This is a genomic window from Undibacterium sp., assembly GCF_030683615.1.
Lineage (GTDB): Bacteria > Pseudomonadota > Gammaproteobacteria > Burkholderiales > Burkholderiaceae_D > Undibacterium > Undibacterium umbellatum.
Genome location: NZ_JAUXQE010000037.1, coordinates 69,131 through 93,230 on the forward strand (window position 1 = coordinate 69,131; position 24,100 = coordinate 93,230).

At 50.9% G+C, this 24,100-nt stretch carries 18 protein-coding genes; 5 read left to right on the forward strand and 13 right to left on the reverse strand.

Annotated elements, in window-relative coordinates; genetic code table 11:
• Nucleotides 1–5: 5 nt before the first annotated feature.
• The 13 genes from Q8K39_RS19910 to Q8K39_RS19970 all read right to left on the reverse strand — a co-directional run bounded on the left by Q8K39_RS19910 (nucleotide 6) and on the right by Q8K39_RS19970 (nucleotide 16,489).
• Nucleotides 6–926, reverse strand: a complete 921-nt coding sequence (locus Q8K39_RS19910; protein WP_305262893.1) for an ABC transporter ATP-binding protein — start codon at nucleotides 924–926, stop codon at nucleotides 6–8.
• Between the two features lie 172 nt (nucleotides 927–1,098).
• Nucleotides 1,099–1,374 carry a lipid asymmetry maintenance protein MlaB gene (locus tag Q8K39_RS19915; RefSeq protein WP_186955589.1) on the reverse strand — a complete coding sequence of 92 codons (276 nt, stop codon included), beginning with the start codon at nucleotides 1,372–1,374 and terminating at the stop codon, nucleotides 1,099–1,101.
• Between the two features lie 15 nt (nucleotides 1,375–1,389).
• Nucleotides 1,390–2,043, reverse strand: a complete 654-nt coding sequence (locus Q8K39_RS19920; protein ID WP_186955588.1) for a phospholipid-binding protein MlaC — start codon at nucleotides 2,041–2,043, stop codon at nucleotides 1,390–1,392.
• 124 nt (nucleotides 2,044–2,167) lie between these two features.
• Nucleotides 2,168–2,941 (reverse strand): VacJ family lipoprotein, encoded by a 774-nt coding sequence (locus Q8K39_RS19925; protein WP_230413853.1) that lies wholly within the window; start codon nucleotides 2,939–2,941, stop codon nucleotides 2,168–2,170.
• Nucleotides 2,938–3,414 carry an outer membrane lipid asymmetry maintenance protein MlaD gene (gene mlaD / locus Q8K39_RS19930; protein ID WP_186955587.1) on the reverse strand — a complete coding sequence of 159 codons (477 nt, stop codon included), beginning with the start codon at nucleotides 3,412–3,414 and terminating at the stop codon, nucleotides 2,938–2,940. Before mlaD ends, Q8K39_RS19925 begins: the two co-directional genes overlap by 4 nt.
• A 133-nt stretch (nucleotides 3,415–3,547) precedes the next feature.
• Entirely contained in the window at nucleotides 3,548–4,318 is a 771-nt protein-coding gene (gene mlaE / locus Q8K39_RS19935) for a lipid asymmetry maintenance ABC transporter permease subunit MlaE (RefSeq protein ID WP_186955586.1), read from the reverse strand.
• Nucleotides 4,315–5,118 carry an ABC transporter ATP-binding protein gene (locus Q8K39_RS19940; protein WP_186955585.1) on the reverse strand — a complete coding sequence of 268 codons (804 nt, stop codon included), beginning with the start codon at nucleotides 5,116–5,118 and terminating at the stop codon, nucleotides 4,315–4,317. Before Q8K39_RS19940 ends, mlaE begins: the two co-directional genes overlap by 4 nt.
• Before the next feature lie 334 nt (nucleotides 5,119–5,452).
• Nucleotides 5,453–6,916, reverse strand: coding sequence for a glutamate synthase subunit beta (locus Q8K39_RS19945; RefSeq protein ID WP_305262898.1), 1,464 nt, complete (start codon nucleotides 6,914–6,916; stop codon nucleotides 5,453–5,455).
• Between the two features lie 113 nt (nucleotides 6,917–7,029).
• The gene (locus Q8K39_RS19950; RefSeq protein ID WP_305262900.1) at nucleotides 7,030–11,718 is read right to left on the reverse strand and encodes a glutamate synthase-related protein; all 4,689 of its coding nucleotides are present in this window, start codon (nucleotides 11,716–11,718) and stop codon (nucleotides 7,030–7,032) included.
• A 449-nt stretch (nucleotides 11,719–12,167) separates the two neighbouring features.
• A complete protein-coding gene (locus Q8K39_RS19955; RefSeq protein WP_186955582.1) occupies nucleotides 12,168–12,866 on the reverse strand; it encodes a transposase in 699 nt (232 codons plus the stop codon).
• A gap of 244 nt (nucleotides 12,867–13,110) precedes the next feature.
• Nucleotides 13,111–13,452 carry a hypothetical protein gene (locus tag Q8K39_RS19960; RefSeq protein ID WP_305262902.1) on the reverse strand — a complete coding sequence of 114 codons (342 nt, stop codon included), beginning with the start codon at nucleotides 13,450–13,452 and terminating at the stop codon, nucleotides 13,111–13,113.
• 228 nt (nucleotides 13,453–13,680) lie between these two features.
• A complete protein-coding gene (phnD, locus tag Q8K39_RS19965; RefSeq protein WP_186955580.1) occupies nucleotides 13,681–14,658 on the reverse strand; it encodes a phosphate/phosphite/phosphonate ABC transporter substrate-binding protein in 978 nt (325 codons plus the stop codon).
• Nucleotides 14,659–15,232: 574 nt separating this feature from the next.
• Complete coding sequence (locus Q8K39_RS19970) at nucleotides 15,233–16,489, reverse strand: DEAD/DEAH box helicase (protein WP_305262904.1); 1,257 nt, start codon at nucleotides 16,487–16,489, stop codon at nucleotides 15,233–15,235.
• 239 nt (nucleotides 16,490–16,728) lie between these two features.
• Between Q8K39_RS19970 and Q8K39_RS19975 the strand changes: the two genes are divergently transcribed.
• The 5 genes from Q8K39_RS19975 to Q8K39_RS25020 all read left to right on the forward strand — a co-directional run bounded on the left by Q8K39_RS19975 (nucleotide 16,729) and on the right by Q8K39_RS25020 (nucleotide 23,978).
• A complete protein-coding gene (locus Q8K39_RS19975) occupies nucleotides 16,729–17,094 on the forward strand; it encodes a hypothetical protein (RefSeq protein ID WP_305262906.1) in 366 nt (121 codons plus the stop codon).
• A gap of 147 nt (nucleotides 17,095–17,241) precedes the next feature.
• Nucleotides 17,242–18,519, forward strand: a complete 1,278-nt coding sequence (locus Q8K39_RS19980) for a TolC family protein (protein ID WP_305262908.1) — start codon at nucleotides 17,242–17,244, stop codon at nucleotides 18,517–18,519.
• A gap of 8 nt (nucleotides 18,520–18,527) precedes the next feature.
• Nucleotides 18,528–20,108, forward strand: coding sequence for an efflux RND transporter periplasmic adaptor subunit (locus tag Q8K39_RS19985; RefSeq protein ID WP_305262910.1), 1,581 nt, complete (start codon nucleotides 18,528–18,530; stop codon nucleotides 20,106–20,108).
• Nucleotides 20,109–20,125: 17 nt separating this feature from the next.
• Nucleotides 20,126–23,272: an efflux RND transporter permease subunit gene (locus tag Q8K39_RS19990; RefSeq protein ID WP_305262912.1), complete on the forward strand. Its 3,147-nt coding sequence runs from the start codon at nucleotides 20,126–20,128 to the stop codon at nucleotides 23,270–23,272.
• A gap of 316 nt (nucleotides 23,273–23,588) precedes the next feature.
• Entirely contained in the window at nucleotides 23,589–23,978 is a 390-nt protein-coding gene (locus Q8K39_RS25020) for a hypothetical protein (protein ID WP_370868658.1), read from the forward strand.
• Nucleotides 23,979–24,100 lie beyond the last annotated feature (122 nt).

Genomic DNA, 24,100 nt, shown 5'->3' on the forward strand with positions numbered 1-24,100 from the left:
GCTGCTCATTTGTTGCCCTCCATGATTTGCAGGAAGACATCTTCCAGATCAGCTTGCAATAAATGCATATCTTCTATGACACAGCCATCTGCACGAAAAGCCGCCAGCATGCCTTCGACCTGATTGTAGTCAGTCACACGCAGGGCAAATTGACGCGGATCAGCCTGGATTTCATGGCTGATGACTTTATCGCGCAAAATGGCAGGCAAAGTCACTACACCACTGGCCGCCAGGGTGATACGCAATTGTGAACCAGAAATGCGCTTGATGAGATTCGCTGTGCTGTCGAGTGCCACGACCTTGCCCAGTTTCAGCATGGCGATGCGGTTACACAGGGCCTGTGCCTCTTCCAGATAATGCGTGGTCAAAACGACAGTATGGCCTTCACGATTCAGACGGGCAATAAATTGCCACAAGGTCTGGCGCAATTCCACATCGACACCGGCGGTTGGTTCATCCAGCACAATGACGGGCGGTTTATGCACCAGCGCCTGCGCGACCAGCACACGGCGCTTCATGCCGCCGGACAGGGCGCGCATATTGACGTCAGCCTTGTTGGTCAGGTCGAGGTTTTCCATGACCTCGTCTATCCATTTGTCATTGTTCTTCAGACCAAAATAGCCAGACTGCATGCGCAGGGTTTCACGTACTGTGAAGAAGGGATCGAATACCAGCTCTTGCGGCACTACACCAAGATTCTTGCGGGCATTGCGGTAGTCACTGACCACATCATGGCCTTGCACGGTGATATTGCCAGCATCGGCGCGGTTCAAGCCTGCCAAAATGGAAATCAGGGTAGTCTTGCCTGCACCATTTGGCCCCAGCAAACCGAAAAACTCACCCTCTTCTATCGTGAGTGAGACACCACCCAGAGCCTGTAGCGACTGGTAGCGTTTTTGTATGTTGCTAATTTGTATGGCTGCCATCTGGCGTGTTTGCACAAAGTGCTCATCAGGGAATTAAGAACCGGAAAACCCGGTTTCTTGCCACTTAAGTGGCGAAACCTTTGATTATAGGGGATTTTCGGTGTTTGATCTGAAATGGCATGCTGGTGTTGTCACCATGTATGCCTTTCAGGAAAAGAAACTCAGGATGCGATCAATGTCGCTCTGGTGTATGCAGCTGGAATTGCTCGTTGAGACCATATAGTGCCAGTATGCTCAGCAAACTGGCAGGCACCCCCGTGAAATGCAGTTTCAAGCCTTGTTGGATCGCCTGACGTTGCCAGGCGATCATGACGGCAACTGCGCTGGAGTCAATCTTGGTCAAGGCCGACAAGTCGAACTCGGACTGACCTTCAGCTAAAGCAGACAAGCCTGCAGCGACAACTGCATTGGCATTACCGTGGCTAAGCTCACCCGTTACTGTATACACGATAGATTCCCGGAATTATTTTGCAGCCGCTTTTGCAGCACTGGAAGCAGCCAACTTTTTATTCTTGTCGGCCAGGACTTTGATCAGGCCATCGATACCGGATTTGCTGATTTCAGCAGAAAAACTGCCTTTATAGGTTTCCACCAACCAGGCACCCAGTACATTAATATCAAAAATCTTCCAGCCTGTTGACAATTTTTCCAGGCGATAATTCAGGACGACAGGTTCACCACGCGACTGTATGACTTGTGTGCGAACCTCTACTTCGGTATCACCAGGATCGGCACGCATAGGTTTGAATTCCACGCGTTGATCCTTGATCTGGGAAATCGCACCAGAGTAAGTAAATACCAACAAAGTACGGAACTCATTGGTCAATTGTTTTTGCTGTTCTGGCGTCGCTTCTTTCCAGCTCTTGCCAGCAGCCAGTGAAGTCATGCGTGGAAAGTCGATATGTGGCAGGATTTTGCTTTCCACCATGTCATAGACTTTCTTTTGATTTCCCGCCTGTATATCCTTGTCATTTTTTGCCAACTCCAGAATTTCCTGGCTCAGGCGTTTGACCAGTGCGTCAGGTGCTTCCTGTGCTTGGGCGGCACCACTGGACAGCCCAGCGATGAGCAAACTGGCAAATATCAAACTAAAAAATTTTGTCAGAGTTCGTTTCATTTTCTTATTCCTGTTCCTGTTTTGCGGCAAACGCCGCACATGAGCAGTTAACTTGTCAGCAGCCTCGGCGGTTGACCCAGTTCACTACAGCTTCATCAATTCTTACAATTTCAAAGACAACTACTTAATCAACATCAGGACTAACCTGACCGGCGCGACGCTGCAGATAGGCGTCGCGGAAGAAGACATACTTGTCGAGCGCTGCTTCTTCCAGAAGACTGCCGGCATCCAGTACTGATGCACGCTTGTCAACCAGACGCACTACCGAGCCTATGTTCTTGATATACATGGGACGCTTGTAGTACCACAAATCACCCCGCATATCGACCGGCATAGCAAGGGCATCACGGACCGTCGATGGCCCAAATACCGGCAAAACCAGGTAAGGACCAGACCTGACACCCCAGCGCCCCATTGTCTGGCCAAAATCTTCATTATGCTTGGGCATGCCCGCCGCCGAGCCTATGTCTATCAAGCCGCCTATACCGAGTGTGGTGTTAATGGCAAAACGCATGACATCAGTAGCGCCATCATTGACCCGGCCCTGCAGCAAGTTGTTCACTGCATTCCATACATCTCCAATATTGCTAAAGAAATTACCTATGCCGGTTTGTACAAACCCCGGTGTTGCAGCACGGTAAGCCTCTGCCACTGGCTTGACCACTGCAGTATCGACCGTATCATTAAAGCTGAACATGGCGCGGTTAAAGCCCTCCAGAGGGTCACGCGGGTTCTTGCCTATATTGGTCTTCGTGCTTAATACATCAAGTGTCTTGTCTGCCTTGTCCTTGATTTTCTCTACCGCTATCGTGCTGCAACCGGTCAGCAAGACACTGGTCAGCAAAAGGAACATCGCCAAGATCCTGCTACTGGCAGGAAATTTATTTGTTCTTGTCATTTTTTCTCTTCCGTATTACCGTCTGCTGCTTTACTGAAAAGGAACTGACTAATCAGGCTTTCCAGCACGATGGCATCCTGAGTAAATGTAATTCTGTCACCTGCAGCCAACAATTTTTCATCAGTACCTGCAGTTAATCCTATGTACTGCTCACCAAGCAAACCTGCTGTCAGTACCTTGATGGATGAATTTTTTGGGAATTTATAACGCTTCTCCAACTCCATGACGACAGTCGCCTGGTAGGTTTTATCGTCAAATTTGATTTCGCTGATGCGCCCTACAACCACTCCCGCACTTTTTACTGCAGCCCTGGGCTTGAGCCCGCCGATATTGTCGAAGCGTGCAGTAACAGTATAGGTCTGCTCAAACGATAAGGAACTCAAATTGCCTGCCTTGAGTGCCAGAAACAACAGTGCAGCAGCGCCTAGCAAAACAAATAGGCCTACCCAAAAGTCGAGAGATTTTTTTTCCATTTTTCTTTTCCACCAATTCTTGCGATTTCTTACGTTTTCTTACGTTTTTACCAATCGCCCTGCTTCAGCGCACGTTTTTGGCAAATAATTCAGTTTGCTCAGGGCGCTCAAGCAAAAGCCTGACACAGTTGCACTATTGGAACATCCATGCGGTCAGCAGGAAATCTAGCAACAGTACCAGCAAAGAGGATATGACCACGGTTCTGGTGGTGGCACGCGCTACGCCCTCGGGGGTAGGCTGTGCTTCATAGCCCTGGAATAATGCAACAAAGCTTACTGCAAAACCAAAAACGATGCTTTTGACAACACCATTGCCTATATCCTGAAAAACTTCGACCCCAGACTGCATCTGCGACCAAAATGCACCATTATCGACACCGATGAGTTTCACACCAACGACATAACCACCAATAATGCCCATAGCATTAAAGATGCATGTCAATATCGGCAAGGCGATGATGCCAGCCAGAAAACGTGGGGCCAGCACCCTTTGTATGGGGTTGACTGCCATCATTTCCATCGCGGCCAGTTGTTCACCGGCTTTCATCAAACCTATCTCTGCCGTCAGTGAAGTACCGGCACGTCCGGCAAACAGCAAGGCGGTCACGACGGGCCCAAGTTCACGCACCAGTGAAAGTGCCACCAGCAAACCCAGCGCTTCTGCAGAACCATAACGGTTCAGCGTGTAATAACCCTGATAGGCCAGTACAAAACCGACAAACAATCCAGACACGGCAATAATCAGCATGGAATAATTGCCGATGAAATGAATCTGGTCTGTTATCAAACGCGGTCTGCGCCACAAGCCCAGGCAATTCACCAATATGGAGAAAAAACTGCGGGCCGCATAACCCACATCAGCCAAGGTCGACCTGACAAAACCACCAATTTTTTCTATGATCATGCGCGCGTCTCCAAACCCAGTTCCGCTTGCAGGGATGCACCGGGATAATGGAAAGGCACGGGTCCATCTGCCTCTGCATGTACAAACTGCTTCACATACGGGTCTTCTGAAACCCGCATTTCTGCTGGCGTACCTTGTGCGACGATTTTGCCTTTGGACAAAAAGTAGACATAGTCAGCAATCGCAAAAGTTTCATGCACATCATGCGACACCAGAATAGACGTAGACCCCAGAGCGTCGTTCAAGTTCCGTATTAAATTGGCAGCAACGCCCATGGAGATAGGGTCCAGCCCGGCAAAGGGTTCGTCATACATGAGCAATTCAGGGTCCAGCGCAACTGCACGGGCCAGTGCCACACGCCTGGCCATACCGCCAGAAATTTCGGCAGGCATGAGAGCAGCGGCATTGCGCAGGCCAACTGCCTGCAACTTCAGCAAGACCAGATCACGTATCATGGCTTCGCTAAGATTGGTATGTTCGCGCATGGGAAAGGCCACATTATCAAAAACATTCAAGTCTGTGAACAAGGCGCCATGCTGGAACAGCATGCCCATTTTTCTGCGTATGGCGTACAAGCCCTGCGTGTCTAGCTCAGCAATCTCTTGCCCGTTGACCTTGATACTGCCACGCTGGGCGCGGATTTGCCCGCCTATCAGGCGCAAGATCGTGGTCTTGCCAGAACCTGAACCACCCATGACAGCAATCAGTTTACCGCGTGGGAAATCCATATGGAGTTCAGACAAGATAGTCCGGTCTCCATACCCAAACTGGATATCGCGAATTTCTACAAGATTTGGCACAGCAGTGGATAAATAGTTTTATGAAACCCAGATTGTAATGCAGAAAGGCGCAGAGGGTTGTACAGACAACTATGTCGAAAAAACAAGAAATTGATGAATATTCAGAATAATCCTGTTATTACGCGCAAAACGCGACAAATGGAAAATTTTCCGAATTTAATTCAAACAAAGGGGGTGAAAAATAATTTTTTTAATGAACGGAAAGTCAGTTATTTACAATTCCCTTGTCAAAACTGACTTTATCTTAGCTGATTTGCCTTAGATTTTTACTCACAAGGACAAATCAGCCGGGCCTTGCAAATGCCAATTCAGGCACTCACTCCAACTGCCACTCTTAGCGAGGCAAAACAGAATCGCCCATCAGGAAGGCATCCACTTCACGTGCGCACTGACGCCCTTCACGTATTGCCCAAACCACCAATGACTGACCGCGACGCATGTCACCTGCGGCATACACCTTGTCTACATTGGTCTTGTAGCAGCCAGCACCGTCTGTGCTTGCCCTGGCATTGCCGCGCGCATCCTTATCAACGCCAAAAGCATCCAGCACTTGTTGTACTGGCGAGACAAAACCCATGGCCAGCAAGACCAGGTCGGCTTTCATTTCAAATTCAGAATCCGGCACTTCCTGCATCTTGCCGTCTTTCCATTCGACGCGGCAGGCAATCAGCTTCTCTACCTTGCCTGCCTTTCCTTCGAGGCGCTTGGTAGCTACTGCCCAATCACGGTCGCAACCTTCTTCATGCGAAGACGAGGTGCGCAGCTTGGTTGGCCAGTAAGGCCAGACCATGGGTTTGTTTTCTTGTTCTGGCGGCTGAGGCATGAGTTCAAACTGGGCTACTGATTTGGCACCATGACGGTTCGAAGTACCAACGCAATCAGAGCCTGTATCACCACCACCGATGACGACCACATGCTTGCCACTCGCCATGATCTGGTCCTTGACCTTGTCACCGGCATTGACCTTGTTTTGCAAAGGCAAAAAATCCATGGCGAAATGCACGCCTTTGAGTTCACGGCCAGGTACAGGCAAGTCACGCGGGGTTTCTGCACCACCGGCAATGATGACGGCATCAAAGTCTTTTTGCAGTTGCTCAGGCGAGATGGTTTCCTTGGCCCAGTTGGTCACTGTTGCCGGGAAATCCTTGCCGACGAACACACTGGTACGGAAAGTCACGCCCTCAGCCACCATCTGATCAACACGACGGTCGATATGGGATTTTTCCATCTTGAAATCAGGGATGCCATAACGCAGCAAGCCACCGACGCGGTCATTCTTTTCAAATACCGTTACATCATGGCCGACACGTGCCAGTTGCTGAGCAGCCGCCATACCTGCAGGGCCTGAGCCAACCACGGCAATTTTCTTGCCTGTCTTGACAGAGGGCACTTGCGGCACTACCCAGCCATTTTCCCAGCCTTTGTCGATGATGAAATGTTCTATCGACTTGATACCAACAGCATCGCTATTGATACCCAGGGTACAGGCTGATTCACAAGGCGCAGGACAAATACGGCCAGTGAATTCAGGGAAGTTGTTGGTGGAATGCAGGGTGTCGAGCGCCAGTTTGTAATTGCCGTTATAAACCAGGTCATTCCAGTCAGGGATGATGTTGTTGACTGGGCAACCGTTATTACAGAAAGGAATACCGCAATCCATGCAGCGTGCGGCCTGTACTTTGGCCTGGCCATCTTCAAGATGCACCAAAAATTCCTTGTAATGCTTTTTGCGTGACTGCGGTGCTTCGCTTGCTTCTTGCAAACGCTGGTATTCCATGAAGCCGGTAACTTTACCCATTTTCTAACCTCAATATCGTTGCGGGCATATGCCCTGTCTAATCTGATTAAGCTGAACAGTCTGAAGAACACAGGAGGGTGCAGCCGCAGCCAGGCTGCGGCGCGCCCTACCAACTATGCCGTGACTTTTTCCTTTTTCGCTGCGAGCTGCTTTGCTGCATACATTTCCCCCAGGGCGCGCTTGTATTCAGTAGGGAATACCTTGACGAACCTGGCACGGCTGCGGGCCCAGTCATCCAGCAAATTGCGGGCACGGGTACTACCTGTATGTTTGAAATGACGCTCTATCAGATTACGCAAGATGGCTTCATCCGTCTCTCCCTCACCGCCACGCAGACGGCTATGCCAGATGGATTTATCCAGAGTTGCCACTTGTACGTCCCCAGCCAAGACAGGCTCCAGTGTCACCATGGACATATTGCACTTGGCTTCAAATTCGCCTTCAGGGTCATACACATAAGCGATACCGCCCGACATACCGGCAGCAAAGTTACGGCCTGTATTGCCGAGAACGATGACTGTGCCGCCTGTCATGTATTCGCAACCATGGTCGCCAGTACCTTCGACTACCGTTACTGCACCGGAATTACGCACGGCGAAACGTTCACCGGCAACACCATTGATAAAGGCTTCACCAGAGATGGCACCGTACAGGACGGTATTACCGCAGATGATGTTATCGACCGCCCAGCCACGGAATTCTGTATTCGGGCGGATGATGATGCGGCCACCGGACAAACCTTTGCCGACATAGTCATTACCCTCACCCACCAGGTCCAGCGTCACACCATGTGCCAGGAAGGCACCGGCAGACTGACCAGCCGTACCCTGCAACTGTATGTGGATAGTGTCATCCGGCAAACCAGCGTGGCCATATCTTTTCGCCACTTCACCAGACAACATGGTACCGACAGTGCGGTTCAGATTTTTGATTGGTGATATGAAGGATACTTTTTCACCAGTCTCCAGTGCGATTTTTGCCTGAGCGATCAGTTTGTTGTCGAGTGCTTTTTCCAGACCATGATCCTGAACATCGACATGGCGTATCGCTGCACCTTCGGCCAGTTCTGGCTGATAGAAGATACGGCTGAAATCCAGCCCCTTAGCCTTCCAGTGTGAAACTGCTTTGGATTTGTCCAGCAAATCTACACGGCCTATCAAATCGTCATAAGTGCGTATGCCCAGCTGTGCCATGATCTGGCGCAATTCTTCAGCAACGAAGAAGAAGTAATTGACGACATACTCAGGCTTGCCAGAGAACTTGGCACGCAAGACCGGGTCTTGTGTTGCCACGCCTACCGGGCAAGTGTTCAGATGGCATTTGCGCATCATGATGCAACCTTCTACCACCAGCGGTGCGGTGGCGAAGCCAATTTCATCTGCACCCAGCATCGCAGCAATCGCGACGTCACGACCTGTTTTCATCTGGCCATCGGCCTGTACCCGGACGCGGCCACGCAAGCCATTCAAGACCAGGGTCTGCTGGGTTTCAGACAAGCCCAGTTCCCACGGCGTACCAGCATGCTTGATGGAAGACAAAGGTGAGGCACCAGTACCACCATCATGACCAGCGATGACCACGTGATCAGCCTTGGCCTTGGAAACACCTGCAGCAACCGTACCGACACCAACTTCAGACACCAGCTTGACCGATATCGAAGCTCTTGGATTGGCGTTTTTCAAGTCATGGATCAATTGTGCCAGATCTTCAATCGAATAAATATCATGATGCGGTGGCGGGGAAATCAAGCCCACGCCAGGCACTGAGAAACGCAATTTGGCGATGTATTCAGATACTTTGTGGCCTGGCAACTGACCGCCTTCACCCGGCTTGGCACCTTGTGCCATCTTGATTTGTATCTGGTCAGCAGAACTCAAATATTCAGCGGTGACACCAAAGCGGCCCGATGCAACTTGCTTGATTTTCGAGCGCAGGGAATCACCATCTTGCAAAGGAATATCGACTTCTATCTGGTCTTTGCCGATGACAGAAGCCAGCGTCGCACCCTGCTTGATAGGGATGCCTTTCAGCTCTTGCTGATAACGCGCCGGATCTTCACCACCTTCACCCGTATTTGATTTGCCGCCTATGCGGTTCATTGCCACAGCCAGCGTAGCATGCGCTTCTGTACTGATGGAACCCAGGGACATCGCACCTGTTGCAAAACGCTTGACGATTTCCTTGGCCGGTTCTACCTGGTCCAGCGGGATAGCTTTGCTTGGGTCTATCTTGAATTCAAACAAGCCGCGCAAAGTCATATGACGCTTGCTCTGGTCATTGATGATCTGTGCGTATTCTTTATAAGAATTGTAATTGTTGGCACGGGTGGAGTGCTGCAGCTTGGCGATCGCGTCCGGTGTCCACATATGGTCTTCACCGCGAACGCGGAAAGCATATTCACCACCTGCATCCAGGGCATTTTCCAGTACAGGGTCCTGACCGAAAGCTGCCTTGTGCAAGCGCAAGGCTTCTTCGGCAACTTCAAATACGCCTATGCCTTCTACATTTGATGCGGTGCCCTTGAAGTACTTGTCGACCAGCGATTTGTTCAAACCGACTGCTTCAAAAATCTGCGCGCCGCAATAGGACATATAGGTAGAGATACCCATCTTGGACATGACTTTCATCAAGCCCTTGCCTACTGCCTTGGTGTAGTTGTAGACCGCTTTTTCTGCCGACAATTCACCGGACAAATCCTTGGCCATATCGGCCAGGGTTTGCATCGCCAGGTAAGGATGGACGGCTTCTGCACCATAACCTGCCAGCAAGGCAAAGTGATGAGTTTCGCGGGCAGAACCAGTCTCGACGACCAGACCGGTGGTGGTACGCAAACCCTTGCTGACCAAATGCTGATGCACGGTCGATGTAGCCAGCAATGCCGGGATGGCAACATAGTGCTCGTCCATCTTGCGGTCAGTGATGATCATGATGTTGTGACCAGACTTGACCGCATCCACCACTTCTGCGCAGATGGAGGCCAAACGCGCTTCGATACCATCCTTGCCCCAGGCAACCGGATAGCAGATATCCAGTTCATAGGACTTGAACTTGCCACCCGTATTGGCGCTGATATTGCGCAATTTGGCAATGTCAGCAAAATCCAGTATCGGTTGCGCTACTTCCAGACGCATGGGCGGGTTGATGTTATTGGTATCCAGCAAATTCGGTTTCGGGCCGATGAAGGATACCAGCGACATCACCATCGCTTCGCGGATAGGATCGATAGGCGGATTGGTGACCTGTGCAAACAATTGCTTGAAGTAGTTATACAGAGGCTTGAGCTTGTTCGACATCACCGCCAGAGAAGAATCATTGCCCATGGAGCCGATTGCTTCTTCACCTGCCAGCGCCATCGGTGCCATCAGGAATTTCAAATCTTCCTGCGTGTAACCGAAGGCTTGCTGTCTATCCAGCAAAGTTGCAGAGTAGACGGTTTTGTCTTCTGCTGCCTTCAATTCATTGAGCTTGATACGTACCGATTTGATCCATTGTTTGTAAGGCTTGGCGTTGGCGTAGGTGTCCTTGATTTCCTTGTCATCAATGATGCGTCCCGCTTCCAGGTCGATAAGGAACATCTTGCCTGGTTGCAGACGCCATTTCTTGATGATCTTGGATTCAGGAATAGGCAATACGCCGGATTCAGATGCCATGACGACCAGGTCATCATCGGTGACAATGTAACGGGCAGGACGCAAGCCATTACGGTCAAGCGTGCCACCGATCTGGCGGCCATCAGTAAAGGCCATGGCGGCCGGACCGTCCCACGGTTCCATCATGGCGGCGTGGTATTCATAGAAGGCGCGGCGGTTTTCATCCATCATGGTGTGATTTTCCCAGGCTTCCGGGATCATCATCATCATTGCCTGTGCGATTGGGTAACCGGCCATCACCAGCAGTTCCAGCGCATTGTCGAAACTGGCTGTATCAGACTGACCTTCAAATATCAGCGGATACAGTTTTTGCAAATCTTCGCCAAGTACGGCGGATTTCATCACGCCTTCACGAGCGCGCATCCAGTTGAAGTTGCCTTTGACGGTGTTGATTTCACCGTTATGCGCAATCATGCGGTAAGGGTGTGCCAGCGGCCATTCAGGAAAAGTATTGGTAGAGAAGCGTTGATGCACCAGCGCCAGTGCGGAGACGCAGCGCTCATCCTGCAAGTCTTTATAGTAAACACCGACCTGATCAGCCAGCAGCAAACCTTTATAAACGATGGTGCGGGCAGACATGGATGGCACGAAGTATTCTTTGCCATGCAAGAGATGCAGGGCTTCAATCGCATGCACAGCCGATTTGCGGATCACATACAGTTTGCGTTCCAGCGCGTCTGTCACCATGATGTCAGGTCCGCGGCCGATGAAAATCTGGCGGATTACGGGTTCTTTTTCACGAACGGTAGGTGACATCGGCATGTCGCGGTCTACCGGCACATCACGCCAGCCCAGTACAACCTGGCCTTCTGCGCGCACTGCACGTTCTATCTCTTGTTCGCAAGCCAGACGGGATGCATGCTCCTTGGGCAGGAAGATCATGCCTACGCCGTATTCACCAGGCGGCGGCAGGTTGATGCCCTGCTTGGCCATCTCTTCACGATAATACTGGTCAGGAATCTGAATCAGGATACCGGCACCATCACCCATCAGGGCATCAGCACCAACCGCACCCCTATGGTCAAGATTTTTCAAAATCAACAATCCCTGATCGACGATGGCATGCGTCTTCTTGCCTTTGATATGGGCAACAAAACCTACGCCACAGGCGTCATGTTCATTGGATGGGTCGTATAAACCTTGAGCGTGCATAGTGGATCTCCGGAGGACAATTTCAATATCAGGACTTACGTGAAACAGCTGTCGGTGTGAATAGCTATCGTGGCTATTCATGCACTTGCTGGCTGCGGATGGCAGCTTGATGACTTTGGCTTGATGGATGATCAAACCAGGTTGGCCAGGATTCCGGGTAAGGAAGATGGCACTACGCTGGACAAATGTGTCAGGCATTTGTTGATTGCAAATGCGCCGACACGACAGTTTGGCGTAAATCCTGTCAGGACAAGACAGAGAATAGTGCAGTGCAAAATATTACGCAACTGGTTTAATTGGGGTCAGTGTCAATTAAAAATCTTCATTTTCTTGTTATTTTTTAATTGGGGACATAGTAAAAGTCGCCGTGTTTACTGAGTTTCCGCCGTTTGTATCAGAGTTTTGAAGAGCAGATGTCGCCAGTAGACGGACTCAGGAAAAAGAAAAAATTAAATGATTTCCTGGGTTTTGCGAGGTCGGCCGCGCTTGACTGGCTCTACCCTCCTCTCCGTCAGCTTGCTCATTTCTATCTTGAATCTGGATGAGCCCAGCATCCAGGCCTTGGTGGTGGCCTGGGTGATTTCGCTGATTTGCGTGCTTGACAAACCCTGCTCCAGACTCTGCTTATAGGCAGCTTCGCGCTGGAAAGGTGTATTTCCCAATGCCCAGTAACAGCTATGGTCAGTGATCAGTGGGTCAATAGTCAGGCCTACATGATGACGGTAGCTGGACCAGGTGTAATCGAGCAAATCCTGCACCAGACTGGCACGCAGAGGATTGCTTTCCATATAGATACTGCAGGGAATGAAGTAGGTCGCGGATTCAATGACTGTGGCGCGATAACGCCCCTGCCACAAGGTACCAGCGCGTTGGTATTTACGATTAAAATAAGGGACATAGTGACGGCCCAGCCATTGCATCATCTTGCCCAGGCCGGGTTCATCACCGGGGGTCAGTAACAAATGCAGGTGGTCTGGCATCAATACATAGGCATGGATGGCGACGTCAAACAGCCTGGCAGCTTGCTTGAGCCAGTCCAGGAAACTGTTGTAATCCTCGGCATCCTGGAAAATCAAGGCACCAGCATTGCCACGCTGGATAACATGATGTTGCTGATGCGGAATAACTAAACGGGCTAATCTGGCCATGTGTGTGCAGGCAATCCAAAAGAGTCTGGATTGTGCTTGGCATCTGACTATCTTGTCAAAACTTATCTGTACTGTGTCATTGGCAGCAATAATGCCATTGACGTCAGCAACAAATGCGAACAACGAAGCATACCTGCCATGCCCTGATCACAGGACATGGCCATGGTCTGTCTATGCTCTATATAGTCTTTTGGGAGGCGCGACAGCTTTCCGGTGCAATCGGAAAGCTGGCAATCCCGCTTTATCAGGCAGCGATGAGTTCTTGAACCGGGCTTTTCAAGCGGAAAGCTTTGAGCGCACGGGATGCATCCGGCACTGCAACGATTTCTGGTGTACCAGTCATCAATTCAGAAATACGGCTCTTCAGGGCTTTTGCTTGTGTCGCCAGATTGAAATGTGCAGAACGCTGAGTCTGCACTATGCTCCAGCGCGCTACAGGCGCATGGCCACTACCATCCAGCAAGGATTTTTCACGCAACCAGTTCTCGAAGGAACGAGTAGTCATGTCGCTTTCTATCCAGATCAGATGATCTGAAGTCATTTTCTTGCTGTTGTCCGAAGGGCGAACCAGTATTTCGTAAATCATTTTCTGACTCCTTAAAGGGAAACTTTGCTTAAAGGAAGGTGTCAGCAAAGATTCTTTAGTCCAAAAACGCACCGGTTCGCCATTCAGTTGACACATTAATGTACAAAAATGAGAAATTTTTTTATAAATTTTATAAAAAAGCAATAAATTAGGCTCGATTGCGGTGAAATTACCCAATTCATTGCATTTATTTCAGCTTTAAATACAAATTACCTGGAACTATTTTTATTATTTGATGCGAGAAGCTTCCAGCACGAAACTCAGTTTGCCAAAACGGGCGCTGACTTCATCAAACTTCTTTTGTTTTTGAGCATCGGTCAGTCCTGGATTGTTGAGGTTTTCACGCAAGAGGCTAAATAATGTCAAATCAGCAATTGGCTTCAACTGCGCATCTGTAGAGCGCTGGAAACCAGACAAATTCAGAATATCTTTCAGTACCACCTGCGCCTGCTTTTGCTTGCCATAATTGACAAAGAAATCTTCGATGCGGGTTTTCAAGGCTGGCGACAAGTCCTTGCGGTACAAAATAGGATCATTGGGTATCAGAGGTGAAGTCCAGATAACGCGCACTTTAGCGATTTGCTCAGGCGCTTCTTTTTTTAATCGATCCATCTCTTCAGAATTAAAAGTAGCCACATCAGCGTCACCTTGAGTGACAGCCGCAAAATTGCTTTGATGGTTACCGACATTGACCTTCTTGAACAGCTTATTGATATCTATTTTATTTTTAGCAAACAAATAATAAGCAGGCACCAGATAACCAGAAGTAGATTTCTTGTCGCCATCGGAGAATACATACACACCAGGCTTGGCCGAAACCTGATCAAAAGTCGTCAATGCACTCTTGCTGGAAGCGATCAGCAAAGAATTATAGCCACGTGAGCCATCACTTTTCACCATTTGTGCAAACACAGTCGATTTGCCATCTTCAACGGCATCCAGGGCGACCTTGCTGCTCAGCCAGGCGACTTGTATCTTGTTTTCTTTCAAGCCAGCAACGATCTCACTGTAGTTGGAAGAGATGGCAGCACTCACTTCCGTGCCTGTGCTTTTTGCCAGATCATCCAGCAATGGCTGCCAGCGCTTGCGCGTGTCCTCGATACTGGTGGTGGCGATAAGGCCAACCGTGAGTTTTTCAGCGGCATGGGCAACAGTGACAAACATACTGCCAACAAGCAGTGTCAGGGGAAGAATTTTTTTAAACATAAAGCCTCGATAGAAAATACAAATGCCCAAAGCATCAAGATGCTTATGACCGGTCAGACATGTATGCGATAGCAGACAAACAAGTGCCGTCAATGACGTACTTTGGGACAGGAATGGGAGGGTGATTGGATGTACGCCAAGTAAGTTCTGCACATCAATTAAGCAGAATTATAGCATCAGATGAAATGAGGCAACATTTTTTCACAAAGCAAGAGATATATTCGAGTCAGTTGCCGAATGATTAGGAGTTGCTGAAAAAATACGCAAAATACTTTGCAACGATTGAAAGAAACAGCCGTCTGAGCATCTTAAAACCACGCAAAATGACTCAAGCCAATTTAATCAAGTCATTGATTTACATAAATATCTTCTCTGCCACTCAAGACTTTTCAATAACTGGCTCTACACCATACAATCAGAAATGCACAAATAACATGCACTTCCATTTTCCGTTGTAAATTTGTCTCTTGAGCACGCATGAACTTGACAACTACTATCGTAGTTGAAGCTGGTGGAACTCTTCACGTCATTGCGACTCTGCATGCCATTTCTAGCAGCCAGGCCAATCCAGACATTATTTGTTTTGCGCTGCCAGCTCGCGCAGCTTGTCTTTTTTGCTCTTGCGCTTGCCCTTGATGCCGCCAGTTGGCGCATCGGTCTCTTCTGGGGTCATGTCGCCTGATGCCTGGCTGGGCTCAAAACCTGCCAGCGTTTCGCGTGGGACGCGCTTGTCCTGGCGTTTTTCTATCAGGCGGAAATGCATTTCATGTTCGGCCAGGATAAAACTGATTGCACACCCACTGGCGCCGGCGCGGCCGGTACGACCTATACGGTGGATGTAGTCATCTGCCGAGCGCGGCAAATCGTAGTTGACGACGGCAGGCAGACCGGCAACATCAATACCACGTGCCGCCAGATCAGTAGCGACCAGCACCTGGATGCGATTCGCCTTGAAGTCAGCCAGCATATGCTGGCGCGCGCCCTGACTGGCATCTCCGTTAAAGGCTTCGGTCTTGATACCAGCTTTTTTCAACTTATTCGACACCGTATCACTGGCATATTTGGTGGCGACAAAAACCAGTACGCGTTCCCATTGTTGCTCTTTGATCAGGTGCACCAATAACCGGGTGCGCTTGTCGGCATCCACCGCAATCGCCCTTTGCGCGATGTCTGGCAGGTTTTCAGTCAGATCGGCAATCGCTATGCGCTTGGGCTCATGCAACAAAGCCAGGGCCAGCTTTTTTACTGCAGGCGAAAAAGTGGCAGAGAAAAACAGATTTTGCCGCTGTGCGGGCAATTGTTCGAGTATGCGCTTGATTTCATCGGCAAAACCCAGGTCCAGCAAGCGGTCTGCCTCGTCCAGCACCAGCGTGTTGACATGCTGCAAGGACAAGGCATTGTTGTCCAGTAAATCAAGCAAGCGGCCTGGTGTACTGATGACAACATCTGCACCGCCCCGCAAATGCATCATTTGCGGATTGATGGACGCACCGCCATAGATCACAGCGACTTTTAATTTTTTTGGCAAGTGCTCTGCCAGGGTTTCGATGGTTTGCCCCACTTGCCCCGACAACTCACGGGTAGGCACCAGGACCAGCACTTTAACCTTGCGCTGCTTGCTGCCCTCTTCCATGTCTTGTTGCAGGCGCTGCAATAATGGCAAGGCAAAGGCGGCTGTCTTGCCCGAGCCAGTCTGCGCCAGTGCCATGACATCCTGACCAGCCAGCACGGCAGGAATAGCCTCAGTCTGCACCGCAGTAGGAAGCATATATTGGCGCGCTGCCACAGCATGCAGGAGTTCAGGGCCCAGGCCCAGGGTAGCAAAAGTCATGGAAAATCTGGAGTAGAAAAATACGATGGTGTTCAAGCAAAAGCCTGCACCCGACACTCATCAGGATTGCAAAGCTTTTTGTGTATCGCGCATTGTAGAGCAGAAAGCATATTCACTAGCGCATGAATTTTCCAGGAAAGCCTTGACTCTGTAGTTGCTACAGGGTGTTTAATAAAGCATGGCTACATTATTCTGGCCACCGGGTATATACAATTGCTTTAGAGTTTATAATTCGCGACATGCTTAAGAAATTTGTCTTCATGATCATCCTTGCCTTCACTCTCCAGCTTAGCTGGGCGGTGGCGAGTGCCTATTGCATGCATGAGACAGACATGAGCGCCCAGCATTTTGGTCATCATCCACATGAACATGAGACAGTGGATGGCGATGCACATACAGACAAATCTGCGGACAAGTCACAAAAAAAAGCCGCGTCTCACCCAGATTGTGCTTCTTGCGCACCTAGCCCGCTGGGTGCCTACTCCTCAAATTTATTGATAATCCTGTCAAAACTGATTGCTTATCAGCTCAGTGCCGCATCTTTACAAACTCCCGCGCCATTCCTGGCACAACCTGAACGTCCCAAATGGATGGCCTTCGCCTAAGTCCGGCGAGCTATCTGTCTACATTCATCCCTTTTGTTGTTGAGTTTCGCCACGTATCTCTTTACGTGTGGCGTCACGCATTGCAACAGATAGAAACATGACAGCGACTTGCTGGATTCTTCCTTTTCGTTTTTCCAGGAGAATGCCATGCAAAAATTATTACCATCAGCTTTAGTAGCTGTAATGCTGTGTGCCATGCTGTTGCCAGCATCTGCACAGATACAAAATTCACCGCCCCCAACCAGCGCTGCCGTGCTCCCCTTGACCGCTGCATTAAGGCAGGCGCTTGCCAACAATCCCGACATTGCTGCAGCCAGGCGTGAAGTACAAGCCAGTGAAGGCGCATTGCGCCAGGCAGGCGTCATGCCCAACCCTGAACTGTCTGCGTTCGTGGAAGATGCCAGGCAGGATAGCCGCAGTACCACCATACAAATCAATCAGGCACTGGAATTGGGTGGCAAACGCGGCGCACGAGTCAGCGTCGCCGAGCGTAGTCGCAGCGCTGCCTTGAATGAACTGGCGATCAAATCAGCCGAGATCAGGGCCGCAGTTACCACGCATTTCTTTGCCGTATTGATTGCGCAGGAGCGCCAGCGTCTGGCCACAGTGTCATTGGAACTGGCACAACGCGCCAGCCATGCTGCCAGCCGCCAGGTCAATCTGGGGAAAATCCCGCCACTGGAAGCCACCAGAGCAGGCATCGCCGAATCTGGTGTGCGTGTGGAACTGGCGCAAGCCAATAGTGAATTGATGATAGCCAGGCAAGGTCTGGCAACAGCCATGGGTAACAAGCTGGCTGCTGAGCAGCAATTGCAGGCTGAATTCCATACCTTGCCCGCCTTGCCCAGCATGCAAAAACTGACGCAAGCCCTGGCACGATCACCATTGATGCAACGCGCGCAACTGGAAGTGGACAAGCGCGTCTCCATGTCTGCACTGGAAAAAAGCAGGCAAATACCAGACCTGACTTTAAGCATAGGCAGCAAGCGCGAACAGCAAACCGGCCGCAACCAGGCCATCGTCGGCATCAGCATCCCGCTAAACCTGTTCGACCGCAACCAGGGCAATTTGCAAGAAGCACTGAGCCGCGCAGACAAGGCCAGAGATGAGTTGACAGCCACAGAAAACCGTTTGCATGGCGAAGTGCTGCAAGCCCATCAACGCCTGAGCCTGGCCAGAGAAGAAGCTGAGATGCTGAAAAAAACCATGCTGCCCGGTGCACAGCAGGCATATGAGCTTGCCATCAAGGGCTTTGAATATGGCAAGTTCAATTTCATGGATGTGCTGGATGCCCAGCGTTCATTACTGCAAGCCAGAGCGCAATATTTGCGCAGCCTGTCAGAAGCGCAGCGTGCTGCTGCTGAAATCGAAGCTTATCTGGGTGACAGTGAGTTCAGCCTGTTCACTGCCACATCTTCATTCTAGGATTTTGTATGAAACTGAATATCAATAAAAAAACTGCTGTCACTATTGCCAGTGTCATGGCGATAGGCGTATTACTGGGTGCACTAATACTAAGCACAGACAAGAAAAAAACCGGTGACACCCATGGCAGCCACGCGGAACAATCTGCCCATGCAGATGAGGATCACCATGACGAAAAAAATAAAGATGCGCATGGTGATGAGCAAACGCATGCAGACAAAGAGCACCACGATGACGCTGGTGAATCCCAAAAAGGTCCGCATGGCGGCAAGTTGTTCAGCAAGGATGGCTATGCACTGGAAGTGACTATCTTCGAGCAAAATACGCCACCAGAATTTCGCCTGTATGCCTATCAGGATGGCAAGCAGCTGGCACCTGCTGCCAATACCGTCAGCATCAATCTGGAACGTCTGGGTGGGGCAGTACAGAACTTCAAGTTCGCGACGGAAAAAAACTATCTGAAAAGCGATGCCATCGTCGAAGAACCGCATTCCTTCAAAGCCAGCATCACTGCCCAGCATGCGGGCAAGAGCTATCAGTTCAATTATGAACAGATAGAAGGCCGGGTCAGCATGAATGCCCTGAAGCGCAAGCAAAATGGTGTGGAAACAGAAATCGCAGGCGCGGTGAAACTGCAAAGCAGTCTGAATCTGCTGGGGGAAGTACGTCTGAATGAAGACCGCATGCTGCAAATCGTGCCGCGCCTCGCAGGCGTAGTAGAAAGCGTGGCAGTGAATGCAGGTGACAAGGTCAGCAAGGGTCAGTTACTGGCCGTGATATCCAGCCAGGCATTGGTGGATTTGCGCACCGAAGTGCTGGCAACACAAAAACGCCATGCACTGGCACGCAGCAATTTTGAACGCGAGAAAAAACTCTGGGAAGAAAAAATCTCAGCCGAGCAGGATTATCTGCATGCCCGCAATGCCATGCAGGAAGCCGACATCACGCTGCAAAGTGCGCAACAAAAACTGGCTTCCCTGGGCACAGGCATGGCGACAAAGGGCAACCTGAACCGCTATGAAATCCGCTCACCTATCGCAGGCACAGTGACCGAGAAAAACATCAGCATGGGCCAGTCACTCAAGGATGATGCTGCCATTTTTACAGTAGCCGATCTCAGCAGTGTCTGGGTAGAAGTCGCGATACCTGCCAAAGATCTCAACCATGTCAGGACAGGCCAGCCTGCCAGGATCAGCGCCAACGCCTTTGATGCAACAGCAGAAGGCAAGCTCAGTTATGTGGGCGCTGTCATGGGTGAACAAACCCGTACGGCCAAAGCACGTTTGCTGCTGCCAAATGCCAAGGGTGAATGGTATCCAGGCCTGACCGTGAATGTGGCCCTGCTGTCGGCCGAAGTGGAAGTTCCGATTGCGATAGTCAATGAGGCCATACAAATCATTGATGAGCAAGCCACGGTGTTTGCCAGCTATGGTGATCAGCTGGAAGCCAGGCCCGTGGATCTGGGCCGCAGTGATGGCAAGTACACAGAAATACGCAAGGGCTTGCAGGCGGGTACAGCCTATGTCGCGAAAAACAGTTTCCTGATCAAGGCTGAGCTGGGCAAAGCTGCCGCCAGTCATGACCATTAGACGCAGGAGCACACATTATGTTTGAAAAAATCATACAATTTTCGATAGCGCATCGGTGGCTGGTCATCATGCTGACACTGGCGCTGGCAGCACTGGGCATCTTCAGTTATCAGCGCCTGCCGATAGATGCCGTGCCTGACATCACCAATGTCCAGGTACAGGTGAATACTGCCGCCCCCGGCTACTCACCACTGGAGGCTGAGCAACGCATCAGCTTTCCCATAGAAACCGTAATGGCAGGCCTGCCCAACCTGCAACAGACGCGTTCATTGTCACGCTATGGCCTGTCGCAAGTGACCATCATCTTCAAGGATGGGACAGACATTTACTTTGCCCGCCAGCTCGTCAATGAACGCATACAGGAAGCCAAGGGCAAGTTACCGGCAGGTATAGAACCCGGCATGGGTCCTATCTCCACTGGTCTGGGCGAGATTGTCATGTGGACAGTCGAGAGCAAGGAAGGCGCGCTCAAGGCTGACGGCCAGCCTTACACGGCAACGGATCTCCGGGAAATACAGGACTGGATAGTCAAGCCACAGTTGCGCAATGTCGCGGGCGTGACCGAGATCAATACCATAGGTGGCTATGCCAAGGAATTTCTGGTCGCGCCATCGCCAGAGAAACTGGTGGCACATGGGCTAAGCTGGCAAGATGTTGTCACTGCACTGGAAAAAAATAATGGTAATGTCGGCGCTGGCTATATAGAAAGGCGTGGCGAACAATATCTGGTCAGGGCACCGGGGCAACTGTCATCCATGGACGAGATACGCAATGTCGTTGTCAGCAGTCAGAAAAATATTCCTGTGCGTATCGGCGATATCGCCGAAGTCAGTATAGGCCGTGAATTGCGTACTGGTGCAGCGACAGAAAATGGCCGTGAAGTCGTGCTTGGTACAGTCTTCATGCTGATCGGTGAAAACAGCCGCAAGGTATCGCAGGACGTAGCAAAAAAACTGGCCGAGATCAACCGCAGCCTGCCCCCCGGCATTATCGCCAGCACAGTGTATGACCGCACCGTGCTGGTCGACAAGGCCATCAATACGGTAAAGAAAAACCTGCTGGAAGGTGCGGTACTGGTGATCGCCATCCTGTTCCTGTTTTTGGGAAATATCCGCGCTGCCATCATCACCGCCATGGTGATACCGCTGGCAATGCTGTTCACGTTTACCGGCATGGTAGGCAATATGGTCAGCGCCAATCTCATGAGTCTGGGTGCGCTGGATTTTGGCATCATCATTGATGGTGCCGTCGTCATCGTGGAAAACTGCGTGCGCAGGCTGGCTCATGCACAGGCCGCTGCCGGGCGTACCCTGAACCGCAGTGAACGCCTGCAAGAAGTTTTCGCCGCCGCCAGAGAAGCCCGCCGCCCCTTGCTGTTTGGTCAGTTGATCATCATGGTGGTTTACCTGCCCATCTTTGCACTGACCGGGGTAGAAGGCAAGATGTTCCACCCCATGGCGTTTACCGTAGTTGCTGCCCTGCTTGCAGCGATGGTGCTATCGATGACTTTTATTCCCGCCGCTGTCGCTTTGTTCATCGGTGAGCACGTCAGCGAAAAAGAAAACCGTTTGATGCTGTGGGCGAAACAACTCTACCAACCCATGCTGGAATTTGCATTGCAAAGCAAGGCACTGGTCTTGAGCATCGTTGTGGTGGTGCTGGCTTTGAGTGGCTTGTTGGCCAGCCGTATGGGCAGTGAATTTGTCCCCAGCCTGAATGAGGGCGATATCGCCCTCCACGCCTTGCGCATACCTGGCACCAGTCTGACCCAGGCGCTACAAATGCAGATAGAACTGGAACACGTGATACGCACTTTCCCAGAGGTGGACAAAGTCTTTGGCAAGCTGGGCACGGCAGAAATCGCCACTGACCCCATGCCGCCGAATGTGGCCGATACCTTCATCATGCTCAAGCCGCAAGAACAATGGCCTGACCCAACTCGCAGCAAGGATGATCTGGTGGCAGCGATACAGGAAGCCGTGGAAAAAGTACCGGGCAATAACTATGAATTTACCCAGCCCATACAAATGCGTTTCAATGAACTGATCTCCGGCGTACGCAGTGACGTGGCGATCAAGGTGTTTGGTGACGACATGGACATCATGAACCGCACTGGAGAGCAGATTGCCAGAGTGCTGGAAAAAATTCCCGGGGCTGCCGATGTCAAGCTGGAACAAACCACTGGCCTCCCCTTGTTGAGCATCAACATCAACCGTGAAAAAGCAGCCAGGCTGGGCTTGAATATCAGCGATGTGCAGGACGTGATTTCTGCGGCGATAGGTGGCAAGGAATCTGGCACCCTGTTCCAGGGCGACCGTCGTTTCGATATCGTCGTGCGTTTGCCAGAAAACCTGCGCAGCGATATTGATGCCATCAAACGCCTGCCTATACGCTTGCCGAATCCACAAAATGGAGCAAGTAATTTCATTACCCTGGCGGACCTGGCAAGCATAGACATGGCACCCGGCCCCAACCAAATCAGCCGTGAAGATGGCAAGCGCCGCGTCGTCGTCACCGCCAATGTACGTGGCCGCGATATCGGTTCTTTTGTGGCAGAAGCGCAAGAACAACTGGCACAAAAAGTCAAAGTCCCGACGGCTTACTGGACCACCTGGGGCGGCACTTTCGAGCAATTGCAATCCGCTACCCAACGCCTGCAAATCGTCGTACCCGCCGCCTTGCTGCTGGTCTTCATGCTACTGTTTGCCATGTTTGGTAATATCAGGGACGGCTTGCTGGTATTCACGGGCGTACCGTTTGCCCTGACTGGCGGCATCGTCGCACTATGGTTGCGTGACATACCGCTTTCGATTTCCGCTGGTGTAGGTTTTATCGCCCTGTCCGGCGTTGCGGTATTGAATGGCCTAGTCATGATTGCGTATATACGCACCCTGCGTGAAGAAGGCATGGCACTGGATAGCGCCATCCAGCAAGGCGCATTGACACGCCTGCGCCCGGTGCTGATGACAGCACTGGTAGCATCCCTGGGCTTCATCCCCATGGCACTGGCAACCGGCACGGGGGCTGAAGTACAAAGACCACTGGCCACCGTCGTCATAGGCGGCATCTTGTCATCCACCCTATTGACGCTACTGGTCTTGCCTTTGCTTTATCAACTGAGTCATCGCAAGCTGGATAAGGCTTGGAGAAGTGAAGGGTTTTAACATCCACAGAATGAGATAGTGCATTAGGGGAATTGCTTTGCAGGTCGTCACGCTTCAGAGAATCTCAGGCGTGACGATCCGGGCAGAAACACCAATGGGGGATACGAAGTTGTAATTCAGTCTTGCGTACTTTCACCCCGCAAGGATTATCGGATTATTCGTGCAAATAGTGCTGACTATGTCATTCGAGGAATAGTGGAAAAGTGTTATGTCGGCGCAAATGCACACCTAGTTAATGCTCTTACTGGAGAAGTAGAAACCGTAAGTAATGCGCAGAGAACTTGTGACTCGACGACTGGGGTGCAAGCTATACGATATGCCCGTCAGTTTCAAATGGTTCGCCCCAAGCCTGTTTGATGGCAACCTGGGGGTTTCCTGCGAAGAAAGCGCAGGTGCCAGCTTTGTACACATGAATGGCAGCGCATGGACTACCGACAAGGACGGCATAGTCGCCGCCTTGATGACAGGTCAAATGAAAGTAAAAACCGGACGCGCCGCCGGCACAGAAAAAAGCCCTCTCCAACCTGTCCCAGCGAGAGATCACCAGCAAATTGCTGGCGAGCGACAACATCACGGACATCCTCACCACCGCACCCGGCAACATGAGCCCCATAGGCGGCGTGAAAGTCATCACCAACAACGGCTGGTTCGCAGCCCGCCCGTCAGGCACCGAGGAAATCTACAAGATCTTTGCCGAGAGTTTTAAAGATTAGGAGCATTTGAACGAGATTGTGGCGGAGGTGCAGGGTATTGTGGATTTGGCGCTGTTGAAGCGTGAAGTCTGAGAGGCACCCAAATCAGCCGCCAAGATAAGCCTTATCTCATCAG

What these genes read in the sequence shown, in the direction of transcription:
- Q8K39_RS19910 (WP_305262893.1), bottom strand. Translation starts at nt 926, where the DNA reads ATGGCAGCCATACAAATTAGCAACATACAAAAACGCTACCAGTCGCTA.
- Q8K39_RS19920 (WP_186955588.1), bottom strand. Translation starts at nt 2,043, where the DNA reads ATGAAACGAACTCTGACAAAATTTTTTAGTTTGATATTTGCCAGTTTG.
- Q8K39_RS19925 (WP_230413853.1), bottom strand. Translation starts at nt 2,941, where the DNA reads ATGACAAGAACAAATAAATTTCCTGCCAGTAGCAGGATCTTGGCGATG.
- mlaD (WP_186955587.1), bottom strand. Translation starts at nt 3,414, where the DNA reads ATGGAAAAAAAATCTCTCGACTTTTGGGTAGGCCTATTTGTTTTGCTA.
- mlaE (WP_186955586.1), bottom strand. Translation starts at nt 4,318, where the DNA reads ATGATCATAGAAAAAATTGGTGGTTTTGTCAGGTCGACCTTGGCTGAT.
- Q8K39_RS19945 (WP_305262898.1), bottom strand. Translation starts at nt 6,916, where the DNA reads ATGGGTAAAGTTACCGGCTTCATGGAATACCAGCGTTTGCAAGAAGCA.
- Q8K39_RS19950 (WP_305262900.1), bottom strand. Translation starts at nt 11,718, where the DNA reads ATGCACGCTCAAGGTTTATACGACCCATCCAATGAACATGACGCCTGT.
- Q8K39_RS19955 (WP_186955582.1), bottom strand. Translation starts at nt 12,866, where the DNA reads ATGGCCAGATTAGCCCGTTTAGTTATTCCGCATCAGCAACATCATGTT.
- Q8K39_RS19960 (WP_305262902.1), bottom strand. Translation starts at nt 13,452, where the DNA reads ATGATTTACGAAATACTGGTTCGCCCTTCGGACAACAGCAAGAAAATG.
- phnD (WP_186955580.1), bottom strand. Translation starts at nt 14,658, where the DNA reads ATGTTTAAAAAAATTCTTCCCCTGACACTGCTTGTTGGCAGTATGTTT.
- Q8K39_RS19970 (WP_305262904.1), bottom strand. Translation starts at nt 16,489, where the DNA reads ATGACTTTTGCTACCCTGGGCCTGGGCCCTGAACTCCTGCATGCTGTG.
- Q8K39_RS19975 (WP_305262906.1), top strand. Translation starts at nt 16,729, where the DNA reads ATGCTTAAGAAATTTGTCTTCATGATCATCCTTGCCTTCACTCTCCAG.
- Q8K39_RS19980 (WP_305262908.1), top strand. Translation starts at nt 17,242, where the DNA reads ATGCAAAAATTATTACCATCAGCTTTAGTAGCTGTAATGCTGTGTGCC.
- Q8K39_RS19985 (WP_305262910.1), top strand. Translation starts at nt 18,528, where the DNA reads ATGAAACTGAATATCAATAAAAAAACTGCTGTCACTATTGCCAGTGTC.
- Q8K39_RS19990 (WP_305262912.1), top strand. Translation starts at nt 20,126, where the DNA reads ATGTTTGAAAAAATCATACAATTTTCGATAGCGCATCGGTGGCTGGTC.
- Q8K39_RS25020 (WP_370868658.1), top strand. Translation starts at nt 23,589, where the DNA reads ATGCCCGTCAGTTTCAAATGGTTCGCCCCAAGCCTGTTTGATGGCAAC.